This window comes from Sinosporangium siamense (assembly GCF_016863435.1).
GTDB lineage: Bacteria > Actinomycetota > Actinomycetes > Streptosporangiales > Streptosporangiaceae > Sinosporangium > Sinosporangium siamense.
On sequence record NZ_BOOW01000012.1, the window covers coordinates 178,858 to 204,475 of the forward strand.

Here is a 25,618-nt window from a genome sequence, read left to right on the forward strand (position 1 = left end):
ACCGCCATACGGTGCGGGCCGCTTTCCTGTGCGTGCTCGGCGTACGGCGAAGCCATATTAGACCGCGACAAGCGGGAGCGCCGCCGTGAGATATGGCCGCACGCTTTCGAATCCCCGCCCCATGCCCAGGACAGGCGCCGGACGGCACGACTGACGTGCCGCCCGGCGACCCGGTCGCGATTTTGGACGAACCACTCCGGCGCCGAGGGTGCGAAACGGCGGCAATCAGGCCCTGTCCAGGGCGTGCCGCAGGAGTTCACCAATAACAACGATCCATATTTCGTTTTCTTACGACGCTCTGATCGTTATCTTGCCGTCCTTGAAAGGGCGGCAAGATCCACTCAAACTCCAACGCATGGCCAGTAAAGATAATCCGCAATTATCCGCGGAACACGTCCACCCCATGTGAAGGAGGGTGCGTGCCCTATTCCCCGCGATATCGGCGAGCGTTTGCTGCCGCAGCCGCCGCCACAGCACTTTCCCTTATGCCTCCCTCGGGCATCGCCCAGGCGGCGGCCCCTGAACCGGGCAAAATCCACGCGACCGTCCTGGCGGACCTGGCCGCCGACGACAGAGCCACCTTCTGGGTGCACCTGAAAGGCGCCGCCGACCTCAGCGCCGCCGCCACGGCGGCCACCAAGGACGACAAGGCGGCGGCGGTCTACCGCGCCAAGACCACGTTCGCCGCGGCCTCCCAGGCGGAGCTCCGCACCCTGCTCACCGCCGCCAAAGCCGATTTCACCCCCTATTGGCTCGTCAACTCCATCAGGGTGACCGGCGACTCCGCACTGGCGGAATCCATTGCGAAATTCTCCCAGGTCACCCGCATCGACCCCGTCCGCACCGTTCAGCTCCCGAAGCCCGAGCCCGCCAAGGCCAAAGCCCGCGTGAACGCCGTCGAATGGAACCTCGACCGCGTCAACGCCCCCCGCGTCTGGAACGAACTCCGGGTGCGCGGCGAAGGCGTCGTCGTGGCCAACATCGACACCGGCGTGCAGTCCGACCACCCCGCGCTGGCTGCGCAGTACCGCGGCACAAAGAGCGACGGCACCGTCGACCACAACTACAACTGGTACGACCCCACCCGGGTCTGCACCGCCGGTGTGCCGTGCGACAACACCGGCCACGGCACCCACACCATGGGCACGATGGTGGGTGACGACGGCGGCGCCAACACCGTCGGCGTGGCGCCCGGGGCGAAATGGATCGCGGCCAAGGGGTGCGCGACAAGCGGGTGCGGCGAGGCCGCGCTGCTGCTGGCGGGGCAGTGGGTGCTCGCTCCCACCGACCTCAACGGCGCCAACCCGCGCCCCGACCTCGCCCCCGACATCGTCAACTTCTCCGTGTCGTGGTGGAACTACTACCCCGGCTACAAGGAGACGGTCGAGGCGTGGAACGCCGCCGGCATCTTCCCCGCGGTCGCCAACGGCAACAGCGGATGGACCTGCCAGAGGAGCGACTCACCAGGTCAGTACGCCCTGAGCTACAGCGCGGGCGCGTTCGACGCGAACAACGACATCATGGAGACCTCCTCTCGCGGCCCCGCCCAGGACGGCGAGGTCAAACCCAACATCGCCGCCCCCGGTGTGGACGTGCGCTCGTCGACGAACAACGGCGGATACGCGTCCATGTCCGGCACCTCGATGGCGGCCCCGCACGTCGCGGCTACAGTGGCGCTGATCTGGTCGGCCTCTCCCACTCTGCGCGGCGACATCGCCGCCACCCGCAAGCTGCTCGACCGCACCGCCGTCGACACGGCCGACCGGCAGTGCGGCGGCACAAAGGAGAGGAACAACGTCTGGGGTGAGGGCAGGCTCGACGCCTTCGGCGCGGTGAAGGCCGCCCCCGCAGGAGAGCCCGGAGCGCTCCGCGGCACCGTCACCAGCGGCGGCGGGCCCGTGGCCGGCGCGACGGTGAAGATCGGCGACAGCCTCGGCACCACCGTCGTCACCGGCGCGGACGGCACCTACACCGTGCCCCGGCTGGCTGCCGGGCAGCACCGCGTCACCGCGGGCGGGTTCGCGCTGCGCGACGCCGCGGAGACCGTCACCGTCACGGCGGGCCAGACCGCCACCCGGGACTTCGAACTGGCGGCGAGCCCGCCCGGCGCCCTCTCGGGCACGGTCACCGCCGGGGGCGCCCCCGTGGCGGGTGCCACGGTGGCCGCGGCCGGCACCTCGTCCTCCGCGATCACCGACGGCACCGGGCGCTACCGGCTCCCCCTCCCGCACGGCACCTATCAGGTGACGGCCACGAGCACCTCCGGCTGCGCCGCTCCCCTCACCGCGACGGCCACGGTGGACGGCGACTCCACCCGCGACCTCGTCCTGCCCCGCAAATCCGACAGCTTCGGCTACGAGTGCGAGCTCGGCACGGAACCCTATGTCGCGGGCACCGATCGGCAGCCGATCACCGGCGCCTCGGCCAGCAGGCCGATCACGCTCCCCTTCCCCTTCCCGCTCTACGAGAAGAGCCATACCAGCGGCTGGATCCACTCCAACGGCTATCTGAGCTTCGGCCCCCGGCTCTCCGAACGGAGCAGCAGCGGCCTGCCCTCGGCCATCACCCCCAACGCCGCCGTCTATGCCTTCTGGGAGATTCTGCGGGTGGACAACGAGGCGGGCATCTACACCGCTACCCTCGGCACCGCTCCCAACCGCACCTTCGTCGCCGAATGGCGCAACGTCAGCGTGTACGGAAATCCGACGCAGCGCATCTCCTTCTCCGCCCTCCTCGGCGAGGACGGCTCCATCGGTTTCCGCTACCAGGGCCTCGACAACGACCTCGAATACGGCGCCACGGCCACCGTGGGCCTGGAGAACTCGACGGGCCGGGACGCCTTCGAGTTCTCCAGCCACAACCCCGGGCTTCGCGGCGTCCAGAGCCTGACGTTCACCCCAAGCAGGCACGGGCTGGTCACCGGCCTCGTCACCGACGCCAACGACGGCGGCCCGCTGCCGGGCGCCACCGTGCGGATCGGCTCGGAGGCCACCGTCGTCACCGGCGCGGACGGCAGGTTCCTCGGCCAGGTCACCGGCGGCGACCACCGGGTGGAGGTGTCCAAGGAGCTGTACGGCACAGCCGCCCGCAACCTCACCGTCGTCCCGCACCGGCGCGTGTCCGCCGACCTCGCGCTCACCACCGGGCACGTGACCGGCGAGTCCGACGAGCTAACCCTGGTCATGCCGGCCGGCGTGACCCGCAGAGGCTCCCTCAAGCTCACCAATCACGGCCGGGCGGCGACGGTGTACACAGTCGTCAACGATCCCGGGCAGAGCTGGCTGAGCCTGACACCCACCGGCGGCGACCTCGCCTCGGGCGCGTCGGTGACGCTGAACGCCACCGCGTCCTCGGACGGCGTGGCGGCGGGCACCGTGCGCACCGGCAAGGTGCGGGTGCGCTCCGCCAGCGGCAGGCTGCCAGAACTCGTGCTCACCGTCAACGTCGTCGTGCCGAGGCACCAGGTGGCCGTGGACGCCGGCGGCGGCGGAGACGTCACCGACGCCGCCGGCGACCGGTGGACCCCCGACCGCGCCTACCAGGCCGGCGGGCACGGCTACATGGGCACGGGCACCAGGGCGCACACCGCGAACCAGGCCATTCTCGGGACCGGTGAACAGGAACTCTTCAAGACCGCCCGCGAAGGCATGCTCGAATACCGTTTCGACCAGGTGCCGAACGGCGTCTACACCGTGGAACTCGGCTTCGCCGACACCCGCGACACCCGCCCCGGCGCCCGCGTCTTCGACGTGTATGCCGAAGGCCGGCCCGCCGTGCCCATGCTCGATCTGGCCCTCAGCGTCGGCACGCGCACCGCCCTCACCAAGCACTACACAGTGAGGGTCGCCGACGGGCAACTCAACCTGCGCTTCGTCAAACGCGCCGGCGACACCCTTGTCAACACCATCCGCATCTCGGAGCGGCCCGACAAGACCCTTCCCTGACCGGCAGCTCTGCGGGGCGGGCCCGCGAGCCCGCCCCGTGTGATCGGGACACCCGCGTAAAGGAGATCGTGTGTCCAAACCCCCCTCATTCCTGCGAACAACTCTGCCCGGGGCCGTAGCCGCTCTCGCGCTGGTGTTCTCTCTATCGCCCTCGCAGAGCGTGGCCGCCTCGGCCGCACCGGAGAGAAGCAAGACCGACCGTGCGGTGCAAGCCGATCTGGCCGCCGACGACCGGGCGAAATTCTGGGTTTTCCTCAAAGGCCAGGCCGACCTGTCCGCGGTCGCCGGGAGCACCGGCAAAATCGCGAAGACCACCGCCGTCTACCGCGCCAAGAAGCAGCACGCCGAGTCCGCGCAAGCAGGACTCCGCCGCCTCCTCACCGCCGCCAAAGCCGACTTCACCCCTTTCTGGATCGCCAACGCCGTCCTGGTGACCGGCGACAGAAAACTGGCCGCCGGCATCGAGCGGCTGCCAGAGGTGGCGAGCATCTCTCCCGACGTCGAGGTCGCCCCGCCCACACCCCTGCCCGGCGCCAAGACGCCGAAAGTCAACGCCGTCGAGTGGAACGTCGACCGGGTCAACGCCCCACGCGTCTGGAACGAGCTGAAGAACCGCGGCGAAGGTGTCGTCGTCGCCAACATCGACACCGGAGTGCAGTTCGACCACCCCGCGCTGGCCACGCAATACCGCGGCAGGAATCCCGACGGCACCGTCGACCACAACTACAACTGGTTCGATCCAAGCCTGGGCTGCGCCATTGGCACCCCGTGCGACTGGAACGGCCACGGCACCCACACGATGGGCACCATGGTGGGCGACGACGGCGCGGGTGACACGATCGGCGTCGCGCCCGGCGCCAGATGGATAGCCGCCAAGATGTGCGACACGGTGTGCAGCAGCGCGGACATGCTCAAAGTGGGAGAGTGGCTGCTCGCCCCGACGGACCTCAACGGCGCCAACCCCCGGCCCGACCTGGCGCCCGACATCGTCAACAACTCGTGGGGATACAGCGGCTACTATCCCTGGTTCCGGGTCGTCGTCGACACGTGGATCGCCGCGGGCATCTTCCCGTCGTTCAGCAACGGGAACGTCGAAATAGCCCGCTGCAACACCAGCGCCTCGCCCGGCCTTTACGTCGGCAGTTACAGCGCGGGCGCCTTCGACGCGGCGGGCACCATCGCCTCCTTCTCCGCGCGCGGCACCGGCGAGGCGGGGGACATCAAGCCGAACCTCGCCGCGCCCGGGGTGAATGTGCGCTCATCGGTGACCGGAGGCGGTTATGCCTCCTATTCCGGCACCTCGATGGCCGCGCCTCATGTGTCGGCCACCGTGGCGCTGATGTGGTCGGCCGCCCCCGCGTTGCGCGGCGACGTGGCCGCGACACGCGCACTGCTGGACCGCACCGCCGTCGACGTGGACGACACCACGTGCGGCGGCACCGCGGCCGACAACAACGTGTGGGGCGAAGGCCGCCTCGACGCTTACGCCGCCGTGCGGGCTGTGCCGTACCAGCAGCTGGGCGGCGTGACCGGCACGGTGACGAGCGGCACGACCCCCGTCGCCGGCGCGGGCGTCACCGTCACCGGCCCGCTCACACGCACGGTCCACACCACCCGCGAGGGCACGTTCACACTGCCGCGCCTGCCGGCGGGGGACTATCGGCTGACCGTGGACAAATTCGGGTACGGCACCGCCGCCGCGACGGTCACCGTCGCCGCCGACCAGACCCCGGCACGCGACATATCCCTGGACGCCCTGCCGTCGGGTGTCGTGTCGGGCACCGTCACCGGCTCGGGCGGCCCCGCGGCGGGCGCCACCGTGGCCGTGCCCGGCACCCCGGTGCGCTCGGTCACCGACGCCTCGGGCAGGTATCGGGTCACCCTGCCACACGGCACATATGACCTTAAGGTCACCCCGGAACAGCGATGCGCCGACGACGCCACGGCGTCCGTGACGGTCGGCGGCGACGTGACCAAGGACGTCCACCTCGGGCAGCGGACCGATGCCTTCGGATACACATGCACCGTCGGCACCGAACCCTATGTCGCGGGCACCGAGCGGCTGGGCCTGTGCTGCGCCTGGCCGAGCCGGGGGACGCAGCTGCCCTTCCCGTTCCCGCTCTACGGGAAGACCTACAGGGACATCGCGATCTACAGCCACGGATTCATGTGCTTCGAGTGCTCGCCTTTCTATCCCTATGACTACCGGTTGCCGTCTCCCACCCGGCCCAACGCGGCGATCTACCCCTTCTGGGATTGGCTCGAAGTCGACGCGAACTCCGGTGTCTACACCGCGACCGTGGGGACCGCGCCGAACCGCACCTTCATCGTCGAGTGGCGCGACGTGTATTTCTACACGGCGAACCACCGGCGGATCTCCTTCTCCGCTCTGCTCGGGGAGAACGGCTCGATCTCCTACCGCTACCGCGGCCTCCAAGGCGACCTGGAATCAGGCGCCACCGCGACCGTCGGCATCGAAAACCACGACGGCACACAGGGAATCGAGTATTCCTTCAACGCCCCCTCACTCCGCGACGGCCAAACCCTGACCTTCACCCCCGGCCGGCATGGAGTGGTGCAGGGTCTCATCACCGACGCCAACGACGGCAAACCCCTCGCCGGCGCCACCGTGAAGTTCGCCGACGGCCAGACCCGCACCACACTCGCCGACGGCAGCTTCCACGCCCAGGTTCCCATCGGCGACCAGCGAGTCGAGGTGTCCAAAGAGCACTACGGCACCGTCACCAAGGACATCTCCGTCGCCTCCGGCGCGGTGGCCGACGCCGGCACCACCCTCGTCACCGGCAGTGTCGCGGCCGGCACCGGCGAGGTCACCCTGGTGGTGCCCGCCGGCGCGCAGCGGACCGGAAACCTGACGCTGACCAACCTCGGCCGCGCCTCCACCGCCTACACGGTGGAGAGCGACCCCGGTCAGACCTGGCTCACCGTGACCCCCGCCACCGGCGACCTGGCCCCGAACGCCGCCGCAACACTCAAGGTCAACGCGTCGGCGAACGGTCAGCAGGCGGGCACCGTACGCACCGGCAAACTCCGGGTGCGGTCGGCCAGCGGCAGGCGGCCCGAATTCGAGGTCACCGTGAAAGTCGTGGCGCCCAAACACCAGGTGGCCGTCGACGCCGGCGGAACCCGCGACGTGGTGGACGCCGCCGGCGACCGCTGGACCGCCGACCGCCGGTATACGGCGGGTGCACACGGCTACGTCGGAAACGGCAACACCAGGGTGCACACCGCCACCCGGCCCATCGCAGGAACCGGTGAACAGGAACTCTTCAAACGGGCCCGGGAACGGGTGCTCGAATATCGCTTCGACAACGTGCCGGACGGCGTCTACACGGTCGAGCTCGCCTTCGCAGAAACCCGCGGCAAACAGCCCGGGCAGCGTGTCTTCGACGTCTACGCGGAAGGGAAGCTCGCCGTCCCCGGCCTCGACCTCGCCCACGAGGTCGGCGTACACACCGCCACCACCAGGCAATACACCGTGTGGGTCGCCGACGGCCAGCTCAACGTGCAGTTCGCCGCGCTGACCGGCGACACCATCGTCAACGCCATCCGCATCTCCGAAAGGCCCGACAAGGTCATCCCGTGATTCCCCCCGGCGCACGGCCCGTCCGCCCCGGGGGCGGGCCGCGCGCCGCTCCAGCCCGAAGGAGACCACGTGTCCGACAGTCGCCGCCGATCACTTCTGATCGGCGTCGTGGCCACCTTGGCTTTACTCGCCCCACCGGGCATCTCGCCCGCCGCATCCGCCCCCGACAAGATTCACCAGGATGTACGGAAGGACCTGGCCGCCGACGACAAGGCCGCCTTCTGGGTGCGTATGAAGGCCACCGCCGACCTCAGTGCCGTCAAGAGCACGGCCACCAAGACCGAGAAAACCCAGCAGGTCTACCGCGCCAAGTCCCAGACCGCCGAGACGTCACAGGCCGCCCTGCGCGAACTCCTCAAGAGAGCGGGCGCCGACTTCACCCCCTATTGGATCGCCAACGTGGTGCGTGTCACCGGCGGCGCGAAACTCGCCGACTCGATCGTGAAACTCCCCGAGGTCGAACGCATCGAGCCCGTCCGCGACATCCCCATGCCCAAGCCCCGGCCCGCCGAGAAGACGGCAAAGGTCAACGCGGTCGAATGGAACCTCGGCAACATCAACGCGCCACAGGTATGGGCGGAGGCGAAGAACCGCGGCGAGAACATCGTCGTGGCCAACATCGACACCGGCGTGGAGTTCGACCACCCCGCCGTCGCCGCGCAGTATCGCGGCAGGAAAGGCGACGGGCGCGTCGACCACAACTACAACTGGTTCAACCCCTTCCGTGACTGCACATCCGGCAAACCCTGCGACGACACAGGCCACGGCACCCACACGATGGGCACCATGGTGGGCGACGACGGCACCGGCAACACGATCGGCGTCGCCCCGGGCGCGAAATGGATCGCCGCCCGGGCGTGCTACAACGATTGGTGCTACAGCGAACAGCTCCTCGCCGCCGGCCAGTGGATGCTCGCCCCCACCGACCGGAGCGGCGCCAACCCCCGGCCCGACCTGGCCCCCGACATCGTCAACAACTCCTGGGGTGGGACCCGGATCGACCCGTTCTACAAACAGGTCACCGAGGCGTGGACGGCGGCGGGCATCTTCTCCGTCTTCTCCGGCGGCAACATTGATGTGATCGGCTGCAACTCCGCCTTCTCCCCGGGCGCCGACCTGTCCAGTTACAGCGCGGGGGCGTCCAACGTCAGGAACGGCATCGCGAGTTTCTCCGCACGAGGCACCGGAGAGGCCGGGGACATCAAGCCCAACATCACCGCCCCCGGCGTGAGCGTGCGCTCATCGGTGACCGGAGGCGGTTATGCCTCATACTCCGGCACGTCCATGTCGGCCCCTCATGTGTCGGCCACCGTGGCCCTGATGTGGTCCGCCTCACCCGCCTTGCGCGGTGACGTGGCGGCGACCCGCGCACTGCTCGACCGCACCGCGATCGATGTGGACGACACCAGTTGCGGCGGCACGGCGGCCGACAACAACGTGTGGGGCGAAGGCCGCCTGGACGCGTATGCGGCTGTGCGGGCTGTGCCGTACCAGCAGCTCGGCACGGTGACCGGGAAGGTGACGAGCGGCAGCGAGCCGGTGGCCGGCGTCGAGGTGCAGATCCTCGGCCCGCTGAACCGCACCGTCAGCACCACCCGCGAAGGCACCTTCACCCTGCCCCGCCTGCCGGTCGGGAATTATCGGCTGACGACCAACAAATTCGGGTACGGCATCGCCAACGCGGCCTTCACCGTCACCGCCGACCAGACCACCACCAAGGACGTGACCCTCACCGCGCTGCCCACAAGCGTCGTAACCGGCACCGTCACCTCCCAAGGCGCCCCCGCCGAGGGCGCCACCGTGACCGCTGTGGGCACACCCGTCAGCGCGGTCACCGACTCCGCCGGCCGATATCGCCTCACTCTGCCGAGGGGCGCCCACGAGGTGAGGTTCGCCGCCTGGCATCGCTGCGTCGACACCGTCACCGCCTCGATCGAGGTGAACCGCGACCTGATCCGCGACACCGACCTGCCGCAACGTGTCGACCGCTTCGGCTACACCTGCACGGTGGGCAACGAACCTCACGTCGAGGGCGTCGACCGGGTGTGGATCTTCATGGACGACGAGAGGGAGCAGGTGGAGCTGCCCTTCCCCTTCCCGTATTACGGCAACACCTACACTCGCGCCACCGTCGGCGGCCGGGGGGGCCTGAACTTCAAGGGATTCCTGCCCAGCGGTTTGTGGGGGCTCCCGTCATGGGCCGGCTCCGACCTCATCGCCCCCTACTTCGGCAACGGCGGCGTGGATCCGCACTATTCATCGGTCTACACCGCCGCACTCGGCACCGCACCGAACCGCACCTTCGTCATCGAATGGCGTGAGTTCCAACGGGGGAACCGCCCCTTCGGGCGTGTGTCGTTCTCCGTCCTGCTCCACGAGAACGGCACCATCGGATTCCGATACCGCGGCATCAGGACCGAGGCCGACTCGGGGGTGTCCGCCATCATCGGCATCAGTGACTCCGACGGGGTGCAGGCATTCGAATACTCGAACAACCAGTCGTCGTTGCGCGGCGACCAGAGCCTCACCTTCACCCCCAGCCGCCACGGCGTCGCCACCGGCGTCATCACCGACGCCAACGACGGCAAACCCGTGGTGGGCGCCACGGTGAAAATCGACGGCACCCCCACCTTCACCACGGGGGCCGACGGCGGGTTCCGAGGCCTCGTCCCCATCGGCAACCACCGCGTGGAGGTGTCCAAAGAGCACTACGGCACGATCATCAGGGACATCACCGTCACCCAAGGCACCCTCAGCCGCGTCGACAACGCCCTGCCCACCGGTGACCTCGTCCCCAGCGCCGACACCGTGACCTTGGTCATGCCCGCCGGCACAGAACACACCAGCCGTTTCCGCCTGACCAACCGAGGAACCGGCGCGACCGACTACACAATCGCCACGGACCCCACCCAGCCATGGCTGACCGTCACCCCCGGAACGTCCACGTTGCCTCCCGGCGCCACCGGCACCGTCACGGTCACCGCCTCCTCCTCCGGCATGCAACCGGGCACCGTACGCACCGGCAAACTGACGGTGAGCTCGGCCAGCGGCAGAAAACCGGAATTCGACGTGAACGTGCGGGTAGTGGCCCCCACCACCCACGCCGCCGTCGACACCGGCGGCACCCGGGAGTTCGTCGACCGCCTCGGCGAACGCTGGTCGGCGGACAAGGCATATGTCGCGGGAGGTGAGGGCTATCTCGGCAGCGGCACCCGGGTACACACCTCCACCGCTCCCATTGCCGGCACCGCAGAACAGGAACTGTTCAAACAAGCCCGCGAACGCATGCTTGAATACCGCTTCGACAATGTGCCGAACGGCGTCTACACCGTGGAACTCGGCTTCGCCGACACCCGCGCGAGCCGCCCCGGCCAACGCGTCTTCGACGTCACCGTGGAAGGCCAACCGGCCGTCTCCGCCCTCGACCTGGCCACGTCAGCCGGCCCCCGCACTGCCGTCACCCGGCAACACACGGTGACGGTGGTCGACGGCCAGCTCAACGTGCAGTTCGGCAAACGGGTGGGGGACACGATCGTGAACACCGTGCGTGTGTGGAAGTGGCCCACGGGGGTCACACCGTAGGCGGCTGTCCCACGGCCAGCCCTACCCTGTTCGGGGTGGGGCCGGCCGAGTCGTATCTTTCGAGCGTAGAAGCAAGTCGGTGGCCGGAAGGGGATAACTTTCCGGCCGCCGGACGATGGCTGTCCTCAACACGGTGCTAATCGTCGAGCTGAGACACCTCAACGACTACCAACTGTCCCCCTAGCGCCTGCACCGTGGACTTCCAGCGGGCGGCGTCAGTCGTCAGGATCGGGCAGTTGCGCAGCACCGCCTGAAGACAGGTCTGCACGTCCCACAGCTCATCGGGCTGATCGCCCTCCAGCCGCATCCGCGCCAGATCGGTGGCATCGTCAAAGGCTGTGAGCCCAGCGAAGTCGGCGGCGTCCAGTCTCCCGACGCCCCGGATGACGGCGAGCTGATCGTTGGTGGCTGCGGCCTCCACGGTGGCACCGGTGACGGCCAGCGCCGGAACGATCAAGGAGACCTGTGCGGCGTCCAGTTGCTGCAGCAAGGCGATGACGTCGCCGTCGCCGTGCCCCGCCTGGGCGAGCAGAGCCGCGTCCAGGACGTAGCCGTCAGCGGCCATTCAGGATCTCCTGCGCTTTGCGTGCCCGGCGCCGAGCGCGCTCGACAACGGCGGGGTCGGCATGTGCTCTGTCGACGGCGGCTCGCCAGGCGAGGTCGGCCTGCCGCTCGGTGTCCATCCGGTGCAACGCGGCCTCGTTGAAGTAGGCCGACACCGAGCGGGCCCGCCCGGCCTCGACCTGTCCTTGCACGTAGGCGTGGACGGTCTCGTCGACAGTGATGGTGATCGGCTTGGTGCTCATATAATCATCATATGCCAGAGGGTGACGTCGCTGGAGGAAACCCGGACCCAGCTGACCGCTCGTCGCCCGGCGTGTGCACCGGCCGAACTGGTGACCGGTTTGACAGGCGGTGACCTTCGCCGTGCTCGCCAATAGGCCTTGCTTCTCCCGTCCGCGCGCCCCTGGTGAAACGGCGGCCGCCTGTGGGGGGCGACCTTCTCAACGTGAAACTGCGTCCTGCAGCCACTCTGCCTTTCGTCGGTAAAGGTGCCTACGTCGCAAGGCGATGACATCGCAGTCGCCGTGTCCCGCCTGGGCGAGCAGGGCCGCGTCCAGGACTTAGCCCTGCAGTTGTGCAACACGGAGCAGTGACCTGTGGCTTTTGGTGCTGCAGGCCGCGCCATTCGCACGATACATACCAGGACCAACTCTCCACACTCTCTGCGAGGCCGAGGGCATCGCGCTGCGCTCGGGCCGCACCCTCCGCAGGCCCGAAGTGTTCAACGAGCTATTGACCAGCGGGATTGCTTCCACCAGCTGAGGGCAGGTATAGCTGACTGCTTGCCAAGCAGTGCAGGCGATAGAACTCGACCGCCTGAGCGGTCAGGCTGAGACCGAACTTCCCCAAGGGAAGACCATTTCCTGCTCATCCTGTCACGAGCGAACTCATGCAGCCGATTGTTCCGTACGAGTTTCCGGAGTTTTGGGCGTTTCCGCGTTTCGGGGGCGCGCTGTTGTGCCGCTGCCGCTCGATATTCGGCTGCTCCGCCGTTCCTTTCCACTTCGCGGGCGATGACGGAGTGGTGCCAGCCGAGGAATCGACCGATTTCCCTGCAGGATCTCTGAGTGGTGAGTTCTCGGGAAATAGCCTCACGCTCTTCCGCCGAGAGTGGGGTATTCCCTTTCATGGGGGACAGCTTCAATCAAGTCGAGATATTAGACATTATCTCACGACCGTCACAGTCGCCGCTTGAAACCAAGATCCCATAGAAGTTCGACTCGACGGGAAGGGCAGAATTCCCCCCACCTCCGCCGAGCGAAGAAGTGCTCCCAGTGCGAGGTTCCTTTTTGCCTGCTTTATCGGTTCTTGCGTGCTAGGAGTTCCTGAATGTCATTGCGTAGACTTGCGTACCATCCGCTAATTCTGTAGCGCGCGTTGAATTTCAGTGACCACATGCGTAGCCATAGCGGCAGAGAGCCATGTGCGACGTAGATACATATGTCTGCCGCGTAGAGCTCCGCCGTCTTCCGTAGATCCTTGTCCTTGAGCATGAGACGCAAGTGTGCGAGTGACCCCTTGTCGACAGAGTGATTTATTCTCACCATGTGAGACAGGGCAGTAAGTCCCTGGTTGATCGTTTCGGGCCTGCCCGAGGCGAGTGCGCGGACCGCCCGTGGAGCCACGATGGCGACATCCGGGCAGTTCAACGCGAGTCCTATGACCGCAGCGCCGACATGGTGTTCCTTGCGGTCGAAGGCGGCATCCACCTCGCTGGGGTCGTCGCATCCGATCAACCCTTCGCCGGTCATCCAGTTCACGTTGCTCCGTTATTTTGGCGGTAATTTAATTATATCATAATTAGCACAACCCCCTCCCGGCCGGCCTGACCCTGTTGGCAGTGGAACACTGTTCCCGATCGGAGGCGAGCCAGAAGGGGGATGCACCTCATTGTTGCAAGCGTTTCATATTGGAAGGAGCGCTGCTATCTTAGCTTCCCGTTGGATTTGAATATTTTGGCCTTTATGAGAGCGGATCTCGAAGTTTGGTCCAAGAGATTCCAGGTGACCACATAGCCATGCCATGTGGCATCCCTTGTTTGGGCGAATACTATAATTTCGCCGGTGGAGCGGTCGTAAGCGACTCGCCTTCTCACGCTGATGTGTAACGAGCGATTGAGCATGGCTTGTGCGTTCGTCGGTTCTGGCCCAATCCTGCTACCCAACTTTCCGTTGGCGTGCTTGGGGTTCGCCTCGTAGTGCAACTGCGGCCCGAAGGGCATATCGTTGCACGGATCGGAGTTGTGTACAAGAATGCCAGAGGACCCGGCTCGAACATAGTACGTATGAATATCGTCGACCGTCAGGTTGTGGACACGCTGACTCTGAGTGCTCCACTTGGCGATGGCCACGACCTTGACAGAGGCGCCTGCCGTGTTCTGGAGCCATGCCCCGGAGGGTAGGCTGGTGGCTTCGACCCATTCCTTGCGGTCTTGTAGCCAGAAGGGATGGTTATCGGTGGCAGTGATCACCCCAATGGCACTGCCAGCCTTGCCGTCAGCGGCGACGGTGATCTGCACGAGATTCTTAGCACCCTTGCTGCTGATGAGCGCAGTAACGGCTTTGGCCCCGGTTTTACCTGTTTTGGGGTCGGTGGCTAGGACCTTGTCGCCAACTTCGATATTCTCGATCGGCTTTCTCGTGCCATCGGCCATGACAACGACCGTACCCGGCACAAAACTGGACTTGCAGGCCTTGTCGAATTCACGTTGAGCGCTACTGGCCCGTACACGGGCCGCCTTGAGTCTGTCGGTGGCTTTCCACCAGCCTTTAAAGGCGCTGACTGCTGTGGTGAGGTGACGTCCGATCTTCTTGGCGAGTCTGCCTGCGGCTGCCCACTCCGTGGGCAAAATGAATTTTCGGGCGATCTTGGCAATAACGCCGCCCGCGAGTGAGGACAAGACATTGAGCATGGTGTCGAAGCAGGCGTTGCGACTGAACTTGGTGAGGCACTCGATGCCCGCGGTGACGCCGAGTTCATCCATGAGGATCTTGCCGAGGGACTTGAGCGCCTTGACCAGACGGTCCCATTGGCGGTTCATTTCGAGCTGGGCTTGGCGTGCGTCCCACTTGGCTGCCTTGAGCAGGCCCGCTTTGCAGCGTTTGCTGTTGCGGTCGGTGCAGGCGTACTCATCGTCGTGGCGGGGGGCCAGACCGTCGGGGTCGGACAGGCCGATGGGGTTGTTGCCCGCATAGGCGTAGGGGTTCATCCACTGCGGCCGGTCCAGCACCAGCAGCGGGTCGGTGGAGATGAACCTGGCTAAAACCGGGTCGTAGTAACGGGCACCCAGGTAGGTGAGACCGGTGGAGCCGTCCTCGGTCTTGCCGAGGAAGCCCCGGTCGGTAAAGGGCAGGTCGTCGGTTCCGCGGCGTTTGCCGTACGGCAGGTAGCGCTCACGGGAGACAGCGGCGGTCGGGGTGTCGTCGATGGCTAGCTGGGTGGTGCCGTGCAGGCCGGAGGCGAGCCATTTGAGGGTGCCGGGGCTGCGCAGGGCGACGGTGGAGCCGTCGGGGCCGTTGTAGTAGCGGGTGGCGGTGACAGTGCCGGAGGCGAGCCGCAGTTCCATGGAGCCGAGGTAGAGGGTGGTTCCGCCGGGGTCGCGGCGGATCAGGCGTTCGCCGTCGGTGTCGTACACCATCGACGTGCTCTGCCCGGCGACGGTCGCACTCTCCAACTGGCCCAGGGCGTTCCACGCGTAGGTGGACTGGGTGCTCGCGACGGTGCTGGCGGTCAGCCGGCCGGCGTTGTCGTAGGCGTAGGTGTCGGTGTGCATCGACCCGGACCCGAAGACGTCGATCTGGGTGACGGCGTTGGGACGGGCCGCGCCTGGCGTAGTGGGATAGGTGTAGCTGTAGGAGTAACCCAGGATCGGGTGAGTCGACGCGTTGCGGGAGGTGATGTTGCCCGTCTCGTCGTACCCGTAGCTTTCGCGGTAGGGGTCGACACCTTGGTAGTCCGCTCCTCCGCCGCAGGCTGCCGCGCGGGTGGTGTAGGCCTGGGTGAGCCGGTGCAGACCGTCGTAGGTGAAGCATTCGGATTGGCCTGGGCTGCCGCCTGCGGCGGAGGCGGCATCCAGGATGCGGGTGATCTCTCCCCCGGCGTTGTAGGTGAACTGGTCGTCCTGGGCGGTGGTGGGAGTGGCCGTGTCGGCCTTGGCGGTGGTCGTCAACCGGGTCAGGTAGCCGGTGCCCTCGTTCCAGGTGAAGTCCCGCTTGACCTGGCCGTTTGAGCCGTAGGAACGCTCGGACAGGCGGCCGGTGGCGGTGTAGAGCGAGTCCTTGACATAGGTGGTGGTGCCGCCCAGATTCGAGGTGAGCCCCTTGGGCAGGCCGAGCCCTGTGTAGGTGAGGGTGAGGTTCTCCGCCGACAGCCCGCCCGCCGCGGGCATGCCGTACCCGGTCATGTTGCCGGCCTTGTCGAAGCTCGCGCTGAAGTCGTAGTTTCCGGCCAGCGCTCCTTCGGCGGCCGGGATGCTGGTGCGGGTGGAGGTGGGCCGGTAGGCGTGGTCGTAGGCCAGGACGCTGTCGGTGTAGGCGTTCCCGCCCGCATAGCGGGTGGCGCTGGTGAGGTGGCCGTAGGCGACGGTGTCGTAGACCCATTCGGCCAGCTTGGTGCCGGTGTTCGGCTCGCCCGACCACTGCGAGGTCCGGCGGCCGAGCTCGTCGTAGACCGTGGACACCTTCGCCCCGGTGCCGTCGATGCTCCACAGGGGGCGACCGGCGGCGTCGTAGCCGGTGCTGCTGCTGCCTGCGTCGGGGTCGGTGGCCGCGGTTCGCTGCTGGAGCCAGTCGTAGGTGAACGTGCGCACGTTCCCGCGCGCGTCGGTCACCGAGGTGAGGTTGCCGCTGTGGTCGTAGGCGTAGGCGGTGTCGTGGTGGACGACCGCGTCCTTCCACTCCTCCTTCTTCACCGTCTGCCCGGCCGCGTCCGTCACCGTCACGTTCTTGCCGCCGACCGGCGGGGTCGTCTCGACGCGGTTGGCACCGGGATAGGCGTGCGTGGTACGGCGAAGCTCGGTGGACAGGTGGTAGTCGATGACCGCGGTCGGGCGCTCCAGCCCGTCGAACTCGGTCTTGGCCCACTGCGGCAGCAGCGTGAGGGTGGGGTTGAGCAGGCCGCTCCCGGCCGCGGAGCCGTTGTGCGCCGGCCCGGAGGTCACGGTGATGAGACCGCGGCCGTCGTAGGCCGTGACGGTGACGGCACGCCCGCCCTGGGGGGATTCGGTCTGCGTCTCACGGGTGCGGCCCAGGCCGTCCTCGTAGGAGTGGCCGGCGGTGTAAACCGCACCGGCACCGGTGCCCGACAGAAGCCGTCTCATGGTGGTCTTGATCGGCCGGACGGCTGGGCCATCCACCCGCCCGAAGGAATGTCATAGGCCACCGTGGCTGTAGCCGTACCTCCCGCGCGGGGCTCGCCGGGACCCCACAGGGCGGTGGTGCGGCCCAGGTCGTCGTAGTCGATCTCATAGGAGTAGTTGTTGGCGTCGGTCACGCGGGTGGGCAGGCCGACCAGGTAGGAGGAGACCGTCTTGGTGATGTGGCCCCGCGGGTTGGTGACCTTGACCTCTGTGGCGGGCCAGCCGACAGCGGGGGTGTAGCTGGTGGTGGTGGTCTTGTTGAGCGGGTCGGTCGAGGTCAGCGGGCGGCCGTAGTCGTCGTAGGTGGCCTTGGTGGTGGAGGCGGTCGCGGCGGCGGCGTGGTTGCGGGTCTCGGTGACGTTGCCGTCGCTGGGGGAGTTGGTGGCGGGGTCGGTCCCGCCGTCGTAGAGCGTGACGGTTTTGCCGATGAGGGTGCCGGTGGAGCAGTTGTCGCCTGTCCGCCGCTCCTGGACCGAGGGGTAGTCGATCAGCCATGCGGTGGTGTTGCGGGCGTAGGTGGTGCTCACACAGGTGTTGTCGGCGGCGGTCGAGGTGTCGCCGCGGTCGTTGACCTGGCTGGGCTTGCCGTAGGAGTCGTAGGTGGTGAACGAGTCGCTCCACCGCCACGCCGGGCGCTCCCCGTTTCGCTGGCGCTCCAGACCAGGCCGATGTTGGGGTCGTACCAATTTTCCACGTGGCAGCGGCGGAACTTGCGCTCGATGAACCCGGTGTTCAGGTCCCACCCGATGCCGACCGTTCCGGACTAGTTGTTGGTCCAGGAGCCCTGCCCGTCGACCGAGGACGCGTCGTACTGCAGAGCCAGGTCGGGCCCGGTCCCGGCGGGCGAGGGAGCCTCAGGCAGCGGCAGGCTGTAGGTGAAACCGCCGCCGGAGGTGCCGGCCTGCCAGGTGCCTGCGGGTTTGAGGTCGGTGGCCCCGAAGTTGCCCTCCGAGCCGGACATGCCCGCCATCAGCATGTAGACCGAACCCGCCTGGAGCGAAGCCTCTTGAGCGGCCTTGGCGCGAGTGGCCTTGTCCTTGCCCTTGAGGTCTTCAGCGGCTTTGGCGGCGGCAGGTTTGGCCGGGTCGGCCTGGATGTCGGCGATCAGGCGCCCGTTCTTGCGATCGTGCCGGGTCTTGACCACGTGATGTCCGACGGCGCAGGTGCGCGGCTTGGGAGTGGCCATGGCGCAGGCCGGCAGACGCACCAGTTGCAGCCGGTCGGCGAAGTTTCCGCCGTGCGCCTCGCGGAAGCCCTGGTAGGCGAAGGCCACCTGCACCGGTCCGGGCTCGGGAGCCTCATCGGCGCGGGTAACGCGCGCCGCGACACCGATGCCACCTAACTTGGCGATCTGCTGAGGTTCGTAGGTCTGTACGGCGACGCGATCGGGAGCCTTTCCGGCGGCTTTGGCCTTGACGCCCTTGCCCGGGGCCGCGACGAGAACGGGAAGGTCCGCGGCCTGGCTGAGCGTGCCCCGGACGTCGACCTGGGCCTGGCCGGCGGTGGGCCACACGGGCTTCTGGGGTTTGGCCTTGGGGGTGAGGTGTTCCGCGCCTTTGGGAAGCTCGACGGGTTTGATGCGCTTGCCGTCCACGGAACGTTCGGGTGCTGGTGAGTCGGCTGCCTTCGCCTGAGGTGTAAGGCGATCGGGCACAGCCATTCCGGAGAGGATCATCACAGAGCTGATGCCTACGGCGGCCAGGGGTAGCAGTAATCGAGGTCGTCGATGGCGCATACCTGTCCTTCATTCAGTTGTCGGGCACGCTGCCGCCCACTCCGGGCAAGGGACTTTCACCTATAAAGTGGACATAAGGGCGTGATCACCGTGAATGTTGATCGCATTGACAGGGGTGGTCAAATGCCGGACGGTGTCGTTCCCGATACGCTCCGTGGTGGGCGTGTATCAGTCGGAGGTGCCTGAGTCGATCACCAAGAGGGGGTTACGCAGCGCAGTCTGAGGGATACATTCGCGAAAGCTGTGTGATTTACATCACATGGATTTGAAGGCGGATGGTCCTGCGGATTGCGGTTGTCCCTATCTGGTCAGGCAGCCTTTCCCCTCATCTCCGGGGTCTGCCCGTGCGAGGCCGCTCAGACGAATAAGTACTGGTCGATCTCCAGACTTGCCCCGGCTGCGGCAAGCCAGGAAATTGCCGTGGAGGTCAATGATATTCCCTTCTCGTGTGGATCGTCGGCATCGCGGATTTCTTGAATGATTACCAGCGATGCCTCCCAGTTGTCGGACAGGCAGATCTCCCGGAATGAACGGGCTGTGTTGAGCCCCCATGAGCACACTTCGGCGATGGCATCATCGATGCCATCGGTCTCGGACTCCTGTCCGATTGATTTACTCCACTGACTGAACCTGTACTTCTTCCCGGTCCTCGTGGAGGTTTCTCCGGCTCTGAAGCTGCGATTAGGCGGTATTCCAGTGGCCCCGGTGACGGCGGCCGGATCGCCGTTGTCGCTTACCAGTCTGAGTCGTACTCTAAACAATGGGTGCCAATCCTGAGTCCATCTACAAGGCAGGCAGAGCGAAGGTGCTCATCTCTATAGCCCAAATATCGCCATTGCCAGGATAATCATTCCTCTCGGTGTCGCTATCGTCCACGGTCAGGGCGATGGTGTGCCCTTCATCCACGCTAAACGATCTATTTCCCGGCCCTGATCTGAACTCCTGAGGCTGTGGAAAGGCGTAGGTGACGTCAAGCACCGACAATACACCGGACCAGGGCGTGTAGTTCTCAAAAGCAATGCCATGTCTCATGAGTGCCTCGTGCAGGAGGTTCTCTTGTAACGCCAGCCTGTGTAGCTCTATGCGCATCCAGGTGCAGGTCCATTCGCGTTCTTCGCTGAACGTCGCCTCGATGAGACCATAGTCGCGACGCATGACGCGCAGGCCTGAACGCCCTCCGACCTCTTCGGCAAAATCCCGGCCAAGGCCTTCTGCAATAGCCTCCCTGCTCGCTCCGGCCGACACTCCAAACACTTCCCCCGTGACGAGCGTTCGAGCCAGTAGTTCGGCCCCTGTCATCATGACCCCTCATTCTATTGATTATCAAAAACCACTACATGATATCCCTCCTGGCCGTGCCTGATGAGCCGCCAGTTTTCGATGGGGAAGGACGTGGTCGGGATGGCCTCCAGTCGAATATCCGGCGTGATTTCCAAGGTGAGGCTACCCAATTGATCGACTGCTGCTCTGGTGACGAGGTGGTGGCTAGAGAGAAGAGGGCGGATAACCGACACCTGTTGGTCGAACCAGTTTGCCCCCTGTCTGTCCCACTCGAAGGCGTCCAGGTCAAAGCTGGGATCCCAGTAGGATTGTGGGTCGCGGGCGGGGTAGTCCATGTCGTTAGAGGCAATTAGCGTCTCGGTCGAATTGCATATCCGCCATGGACATTGAATATGCAGCGAGAACCGGTTGACAGTCCTTCGTGTGCCGCGGTGATTGGTAACGATAACCTCGTCACCGAATCCGAACCACGCCATCGAGGCGGCACGTCCAATGTCTCGCCACGCTAGACCGACGAGCGCGGCGCAGCCTTCCGATGGCGACACAAACTTATGTTCCGACATGGATGGCGGCCTTCATCTTCACCGGGAACCAAGGCGAGTTCAGGGTGCACCTGGATCGACGATCACAAACTCCTCAAAAGATCGCGAACGAGGCCCTCACCGTACCGAGGTAGCACGTGTTGCCGCCATCCAAAATGCCGCAGCAAGGTGCCCCCTACTCCTGCCGCAAAGGCACCCGCAACACGAACCGTGCCCCCGACATGCTGTCCTCCGCCGTGAGGATCCCCCCGTGGGCCTCCGCGATCTCACGAGCGATGGGAAGCCCCAGCCCCGTCCCCCCGGCGTCCCGGTTGCGGGCCGCGTCGAGCCGAGTGAAGCGACGGAAAACCGTTTCCCGCTGATCGGGAGCGATGCCGGCCCCGTCGTCCAACACCTCCAAGACAGCCGTCTCCCCATCGGTCCGGACGGTGACCCGGGCCTGGCTGACGGCATGCCGCTCGGCGTTGTCCAAAAGGTTAGTGAGCAGCCGAAGAAGCCGAAGCTTATCCCCAGTGACCCAAACATCCGGCTGAAGGTCACGAACGATCCCAATACGCCGATCCCGCCGCTGATCAAGCTCCGCCGTGACGATCTCCGTGAGGTGGACGGGGTCGCGTTGCCCGGGGGTGCCCGCGTCGAGGCGGGCCAGCATGAGGAGGTCGGAGACGATGGCCTGGAGGCGGTCGAGGCTGCCGAGCATGGCGCGGGCGGTGTCGGGCCAGTCGGCGTCTTCGGGGTGGAGGAGGGATTCCTCGACCTGGGTGCGCATGGCGGTGATGGGGCTGCGGAGGTCGTGGCTGGCGTCGGAGGCGAAGCGGCGTTGTTGTTCGACGGCGGCGTGGAGGCGGTCGAGGGTGCGGTTGACGGTGAGGGCCAGATGGCCGATTTCGTCCTGGTACATGGGGACGGGGACGCGGCGGCCGAGGTCGGTGGCGGTGATTTCGGTGAGTTCGGAGCTGATGGCCTCGACGGGGGCGAGGGCGCGGGCGACGGTGCGGGAGATGCCGGCGGCGGTGAGGCCGGTGATCAGGGTGCTGGCGCCGACGAGGCCGGCGACGAAGACGGGGCTGACGTACGGCGGGGGCGCCTCGGTAGCGGCGTAGACGGTCCATTGGCCGTCTTGGGCGTAGATGCGGAAACCCACGATGATCAGGCAGGTTTTGGGGACGGCGGGGCTGTCGCAGGATTTGATCACCGAGCGGCTGTCGGTGCCGGCGGGATTGACGGTGGACAGTGGGGGGCGGCCGGTGAGGGGGGCGCTGGAGCGGACGACGCGGTCGTTGACGTCGAGGATCTGCACGAGGTTGATCTGTTCGACGGGTGTGGGGTTGAACTGCCGGGCCAGGCCGTACCTCTCGACCTGGGTGGAGATGCGGCGGGCGGTCGCGGCGACGCGTTCGGTGGCGTGTTCGGTGGTGATGGCCTGGCCGGTGAGCATGGCGAGGACGGAGGTGCCGAGGCAGAGCGCGCCGACGATCAGTGTGGAGAGGAAGGTCAGCCTGCTCCGCACCGACCAGTTGTAGCGTCCGAACATGCTGATCATTCCTCCGGGTGGAGAGGAAGCCGGAGGACGAAGAGGGCACCGCGATCGCTGTCCTCGACGGTGAGGATGCCGCCGTGGGCCTCGGCGATCTCGCGGGCGATGGGGAGGCCGAGCCCGGTGCCGCCGGCGTCGCGGCTGCGGGCGGCGTCGAGGCGGGTGAAGCGCTGGAAGACGACTTCGCGCTCGCCGGGGTCGATGCCGGCCCCGTCGTCCTGCACTTCGAGCACCGCCGTCTCCCCGTCGGGGTATACGGCGATGCGCACGTGATCGATCGCGTGGCGTTCGGCGTTGTCGACCAGGTTCGCGAGCAGCCGGGAGAGCCGCAGCTTGTCGCCGCGCACGGGCACGCCCGGCTGCAGGTCGCAGTCGAGTTTCTTCTTGCGGGGGCGGCGGTCGAGCTCCTTGGCGACGAAGTCGGTGAGGTCGATCATGTCGGTCTCTCCGGGGGTTCCGGCGTCGAGGCGGGCGAGGAGCAGCAGGTCGGACACGATGGCCTGGAGGCGGTCGAGGCTGGTGAGGAGCGCGTTGGCGGTCGCCTGCCAGTCGGTGTCCTCGGGAAACATGAGTGCTTCCTCGACCTGGGTGCGCATGGCGGTAATGGGACTTCGGAGGTCGTGGCTGGCGTCGGAGGCGAAGCGGCGTTGTCGTTCCACGGCTTTTTCGAGCCGGTCGAGGGTCTCGTTCACGGTGATGGCGAGGGCACGGATCTCGTCGCGGTAACGGGGGAGGGAGACACGCTGGCCGAGGTCGGTGGCGGTGATCTCAGCGAGTTTCTGGCGGATCCGGGCGACGGGGGCGAGGGTGTTGCCGACCGTGCGATAGGTGCCGAGCGTGGTGATGGCGGTCAGGAAGAGGGATCCGGCGATCAGGGCGGCGAGGATCTGCGGCCCGACGAACCAGGGCACGACTGGGTCGGCGGCGTAGATCGCCCAGTCGCCGTCGGGCTGGTAGATGCGGAAGGTCACCATGATCATGCATTGATCGGGGAAATCGGGACTGTTGCAGACGATCTTGTCCTGGCGGGCGGAGAGCTCGTCGGGCCGGAAGGACGCCATGGGAGGTTTGTCGAGGAGGCCGGGGGTGGCGGAGATCACGGTGCCGTGGGCGTCAATGACCTGGATCGCCCGGATGTCGTCGATTTTGAGCAGCGCGGGCAGCACCCCCCGCTTGGTGAGGTGCACGACTTTCAGCGCCTCGGCCACGATGTGGTTGGTCCGTACATTGACGGCCTGATCGTGGAGCCCGAGCATCGCCAGCACCGACCCGGCGGCACACACCAGTGCCATGACGACACCGGCCGCCAGGGTGAGGCGGGTCCTCACGGACCACGCGAAGCGTGTGATCACACGAAATCCCCCCGAGATCTGGTGATCACACTAAGGGGACACCGTTCGAATTGCCGGAGATACACCGGCAAGACCTGGCAAAACTACAGGTCACAGGCGTAAAACCTGCCAGTTTGCCGGTTCAACGCTCATATCGCTTATGTCCTGGAGATCACCTGGCAAGGCAATGTTCAGCGCTCCAGAACCGGCAACGACCCCGGTAGCGGGTTCAACGCCTGGGCTGGCCCGGAGTCCATGCAGACCACGGTGAACCTCACCACCGCCCCATACAGCTCAGGCAGCACCACACCCGGACCGATCGACAGGGCCATCCCCGCCGCGAGCGGCGTGTCGTCGCCGGGCACGAGCCACGGCGCCTCCTCGGGCGAAAGGCCGACCCCGTGCCCCGCACCCGCGGTCGCGTAGTCGCCGAACCCGCTCCCCTCGATGGCCTCCCGGGCCGCCAGGTCCACCTCGGCCGCCATCGCCCCCGGCCGGACCGCCTCGCAGGCCGCCGCCGACGCCGCGATCACGACGGAGTGCATCGCCTCGTAGTCCTCGGGCGGCTCGGCGACGGCCACCACGCGGCTCGGCGAGGCGACGTAGCCCTCCCAGCGCCCGCAAACCCCGACGAGTACCGCATCGCCGGGATTGATCACCCGATCGGTGGGCGCCCGGTCCGGGCAGGACGTGTGCTCGCCGGACGCGACCCGCACCCCCAGCACCTCCTCGCACCCGGCCTCCGCCAGAAGCATCCGCAGCGTGCGCGCCATCCGCCGCTCCGACACCCCGAACCACGGCAGCTCCAGCGCCGCGTCCAGCACCGCGTCCGCCGCGAGCGCGGCCCGCTCCAGCGCCGCGAGCTCGGGTGGCCGTTTCCGCATCCGCATCGGGGCGAGTACGGCGGAAGCCAGCACAAGGTCACCCTCCAGCCCAAGCGCGAGCAGCTCCGACGCCCGCATCTCCGGGTCGATGCCCACCCGCCGCGCCGCCCCCAGCAACCCGGCCACCGGCTCCGGCCCGTCCACCTCCACCGGCGGCCCGGAGGCGGGCACCACGAGGAACCCATCCCATCGGCCACCCAGATAGCGGAAGTCGGGTGACGGCCGCAGCACCAGCGCGTCGATGCCGGAGGCGGCCATGCGGCCCTGGAGCTCCACCCAGCAGGCTTCCGCCGTACCGGTCTCCGGCAGCTTCCGGAAGTCGTCCATCGCTCAGGCCGGTTCGTGGAGCCAGCAGGCGACGGGCGTGAAGTCAGGCTCCTTGGCGCGGCACACGTCCATCGCCACCGGGCACCGCGGGTGGAACCTACATCCACCGGGCGGGTCCGCCGGATCGGGGACGTCCCCGGCGAGTTCGGCGGGCAGGTGGCCCGCGCCGTCGGCGGCGGGGATCGCCCCGAGAAGCGCCTTCGTGTACGGATGACGGGGGTTGGCCCACACCTCAGCGGTCGGCCCGGTTTCCACGATCTTGCCGAGATACATGACCGCGATGCGGTCGGCGATGATCCGCACCACCGACAGGTCGTGGCTGATGAACAGCAACCCCGCGCCGGACGACACGGCCAGTTCGCGCATGAGGGTGGCGACCTTGGCCTGGGCGGAGGCGTCGAGCGCGGAGATCGGCTCGTCGCCGATGAGCAGGGCCGGCCGGGCCGCGAGCGCCCGCGCGATGGCGATGCGCTGCCGCTGCCCGCCGGAGAACTCGTGCGGATGGCGGCCCTCGAAGCCGCGCGGCAGCCCGACGCGTTCCAGCAGGTCGGCGGGGGTGGTCGTGGTGTCGCCCGCGACGGCGAGGCCGTCGGCGATCTGCGCGCCGATCTTGCGCCGCGGGTTCAGCGACGAATAGGGGTCCTGGAACACCATCTGGATGCCGAGCAGCGACCGGTGCCTGCGGCGCAGCCCGAGCGGGCGCACCGGGCCGCCTTGGAAGGTGATGTTTCCCGAGGTGGCGGGCACCAGCCCGCACACGGCGCGGGCCAGGGTCGACTTGCCGCACCCCGACTCGCCGACGAGTCCCACGACCTCGCCGGAGGAGACGGTGAGCCCGGCCCCGGCGACGGCGCGCACGGCGGGCCGCCCGGGGGTGCGGTGCTCGACGACCAGGTCGTCCACGGTGAGCAGGGTCATGCGGTCTCCC

17 protein-coding genes are annotated in these 25,618 nt (G+C 67.1%); 3 read left to right on the forward strand and 14 right to left on the reverse strand.

All coding sequences use genetic code 11. The features are described from left to right. The first annotated feature begins 419 nt into the window (after positions 1 to 419). The 3 genes from Ssi02_RS10405 (at position 420) to Ssi02_RS10415 (ending at position 11,133) form a co-directional block, all read left to right on the forward strand. Positions 420 to 3,944, forward strand: a complete 3,525-nt coding sequence (locus tag Ssi02_RS10405; RefSeq protein ID WP_204024263.1) for a S8 family serine peptidase — start codon at positions 420 to 422, stop codon at positions 3,942 to 3,944. Positions 3,945 to 4,014: 70 nt separating this feature from the next. Then, entirely contained in the window at positions 4,015 to 7,551 is a 3,537-nt protein-coding gene (locus tag Ssi02_RS39260) for a S8 family serine peptidase (protein ID WP_204024266.1), read from the forward strand. Positions 7,552 to 7,620: 69 nt separating this feature from the next. Further along, entirely contained in the window at positions 7,621 to 11,133 is a 3,513-nt protein-coding gene (locus tag Ssi02_RS10415) for a S8 family serine peptidase (protein WP_204024267.1), read from the forward strand. 136 nt (positions 11,134 to 11,269) lie between these two features. Here the strand turns inward: Ssi02_RS10415 and Ssi02_RS10420 are convergent, their stop codons facing one another. The 14 genes from Ssi02_RS10420 to Ssi02_RS10485 form a co-directional block, all read right to left on the reverse strand. Continuing rightward, positions 11,270 to 11,698 (reverse strand): hypothetical protein, encoded by a 429-nt coding sequence (locus Ssi02_RS10420; RefSeq protein ID WP_204024270.1) that lies wholly within the window; start codon positions 11,696 to 11,698, stop codon positions 11,270 to 11,272. Next, positions 11,688 to 11,939, reverse strand: coding sequence for a hypothetical protein (locus tag Ssi02_RS10425; RefSeq protein ID WP_204024271.1), 252 nt, complete (start codon positions 11,937 to 11,939; stop codon positions 11,688 to 11,690). Before Ssi02_RS10425 ends, Ssi02_RS10420 begins: the two co-directional genes overlap by 11 nt. 479 nt (positions 11,940 to 12,418) lie before the next feature. Next, the gene (locus Ssi02_RS39770) at positions 12,419 to 12,826 is read right to left on the reverse strand and encodes a helix-turn-helix domain-containing protein (RefSeq protein ID WP_204024273.1); all 408 of its coding nucleotides are present in this window, start codon (positions 12,824 to 12,826) and stop codon (positions 12,419 to 12,421) included. A 169-nt stretch (positions 12,827 to 12,995) separates the two neighbouring features. Beyond that, a complete protein-coding gene (locus Ssi02_RS10435; protein ID WP_204024275.1) occupies positions 12,996 to 13,457 on the reverse strand; it encodes a hypothetical protein in 462 nt (153 codons plus the stop codon). A 164-nt stretch (positions 13,458 to 13,621) separates the two neighbouring features. Next, positions 13,622 to 17,014 carry a polymorphic toxin-type HINT domain-containing protein gene (locus Ssi02_RS10440; protein WP_204024277.1) on the reverse strand — a complete coding sequence of 1,131 codons (3,393 nt, stop codon included), beginning with the start codon at positions 17,012 to 17,014 and terminating at the stop codon, positions 13,622 to 13,624. Beyond that, positions 17,011 to 17,739 carry a hypothetical protein gene (locus Ssi02_RS10445; RefSeq protein WP_204024279.1) on the reverse strand — a complete coding sequence of 243 codons (729 nt, stop codon included), beginning with the start codon at positions 17,737 to 17,739 and terminating at the stop codon, positions 17,011 to 17,013. The genes Ssi02_RS10440 and Ssi02_RS10445 overlap by 4 nt, the downstream gene beginning before the upstream one ends. Before the next feature lie 77 nt (positions 17,740 to 17,816). Next, positions 17,817 to 18,647, reverse strand: a complete 831-nt coding sequence (locus tag Ssi02_RS10450) for a hypothetical protein (RefSeq protein ID WP_204024281.1) — start codon at positions 18,645 to 18,647, stop codon at positions 17,817 to 17,819. A gap of 497 nt (positions 18,648 to 19,144) precedes the next feature. Next, positions 19,145 to 19,549, reverse strand: a complete 405-nt coding sequence (locus tag Ssi02_RS10455) for a DUF4279 domain-containing protein (RefSeq protein WP_204024283.1) — start codon at positions 19,547 to 19,549, stop codon at positions 19,145 to 19,147. A 22-nt stretch (positions 19,550 to 19,571) separates the two neighbouring features. Further along, entirely contained in the window at positions 19,572 to 20,090 is a 519-nt protein-coding gene (locus Ssi02_RS10460) for a hypothetical protein (protein ID WP_204024285.1), read from the reverse strand. 11 nt (positions 20,091 to 20,101) lie between these two features. Further along, positions 20,102 to 20,632 (reverse strand): hypothetical protein, encoded by a 531-nt coding sequence (locus tag Ssi02_RS10465; RefSeq protein WP_204024286.1) that lies wholly within the window; start codon positions 20,630 to 20,632, stop codon positions 20,102 to 20,104. 154 nt (positions 20,633 to 20,786) lie between these two features. After that, a complete protein-coding gene (locus Ssi02_RS10470) occupies positions 20,787 to 22,145 on the reverse strand; it encodes a sensor histidine kinase (RefSeq protein WP_204024287.1) in 1,359 nt (452 codons plus the stop codon). 5 nt (positions 22,146 to 22,150) lie between these two features. Further along, a complete protein-coding gene (locus tag Ssi02_RS10475) occupies positions 22,151 to 23,500 on the reverse strand; it encodes a sensor histidine kinase (protein ID WP_239128772.1) in 1,350 nt (449 codons plus the stop codon). Positions 23,501 to 23,670: 170 nt separating this feature from the next. Further along, complete coding sequence (locus tag Ssi02_RS10480; RefSeq protein WP_204024290.1) at positions 23,671 to 24,690, reverse strand: M24 family metallopeptidase; 1,020 nt, start codon at positions 24,688 to 24,690, stop codon at positions 23,671 to 23,673. Positions 24,691 to 24,693: 3 nt separating this feature from the next. Further along, entirely contained in the window at positions 24,694 to 25,608 is a 915-nt protein-coding gene (locus tag Ssi02_RS10485) for an ABC transporter ATP-binding protein (protein ID WP_204024292.1), read from the reverse strand. Positions 25,609 to 25,618 lie beyond the last annotated feature (10 nt).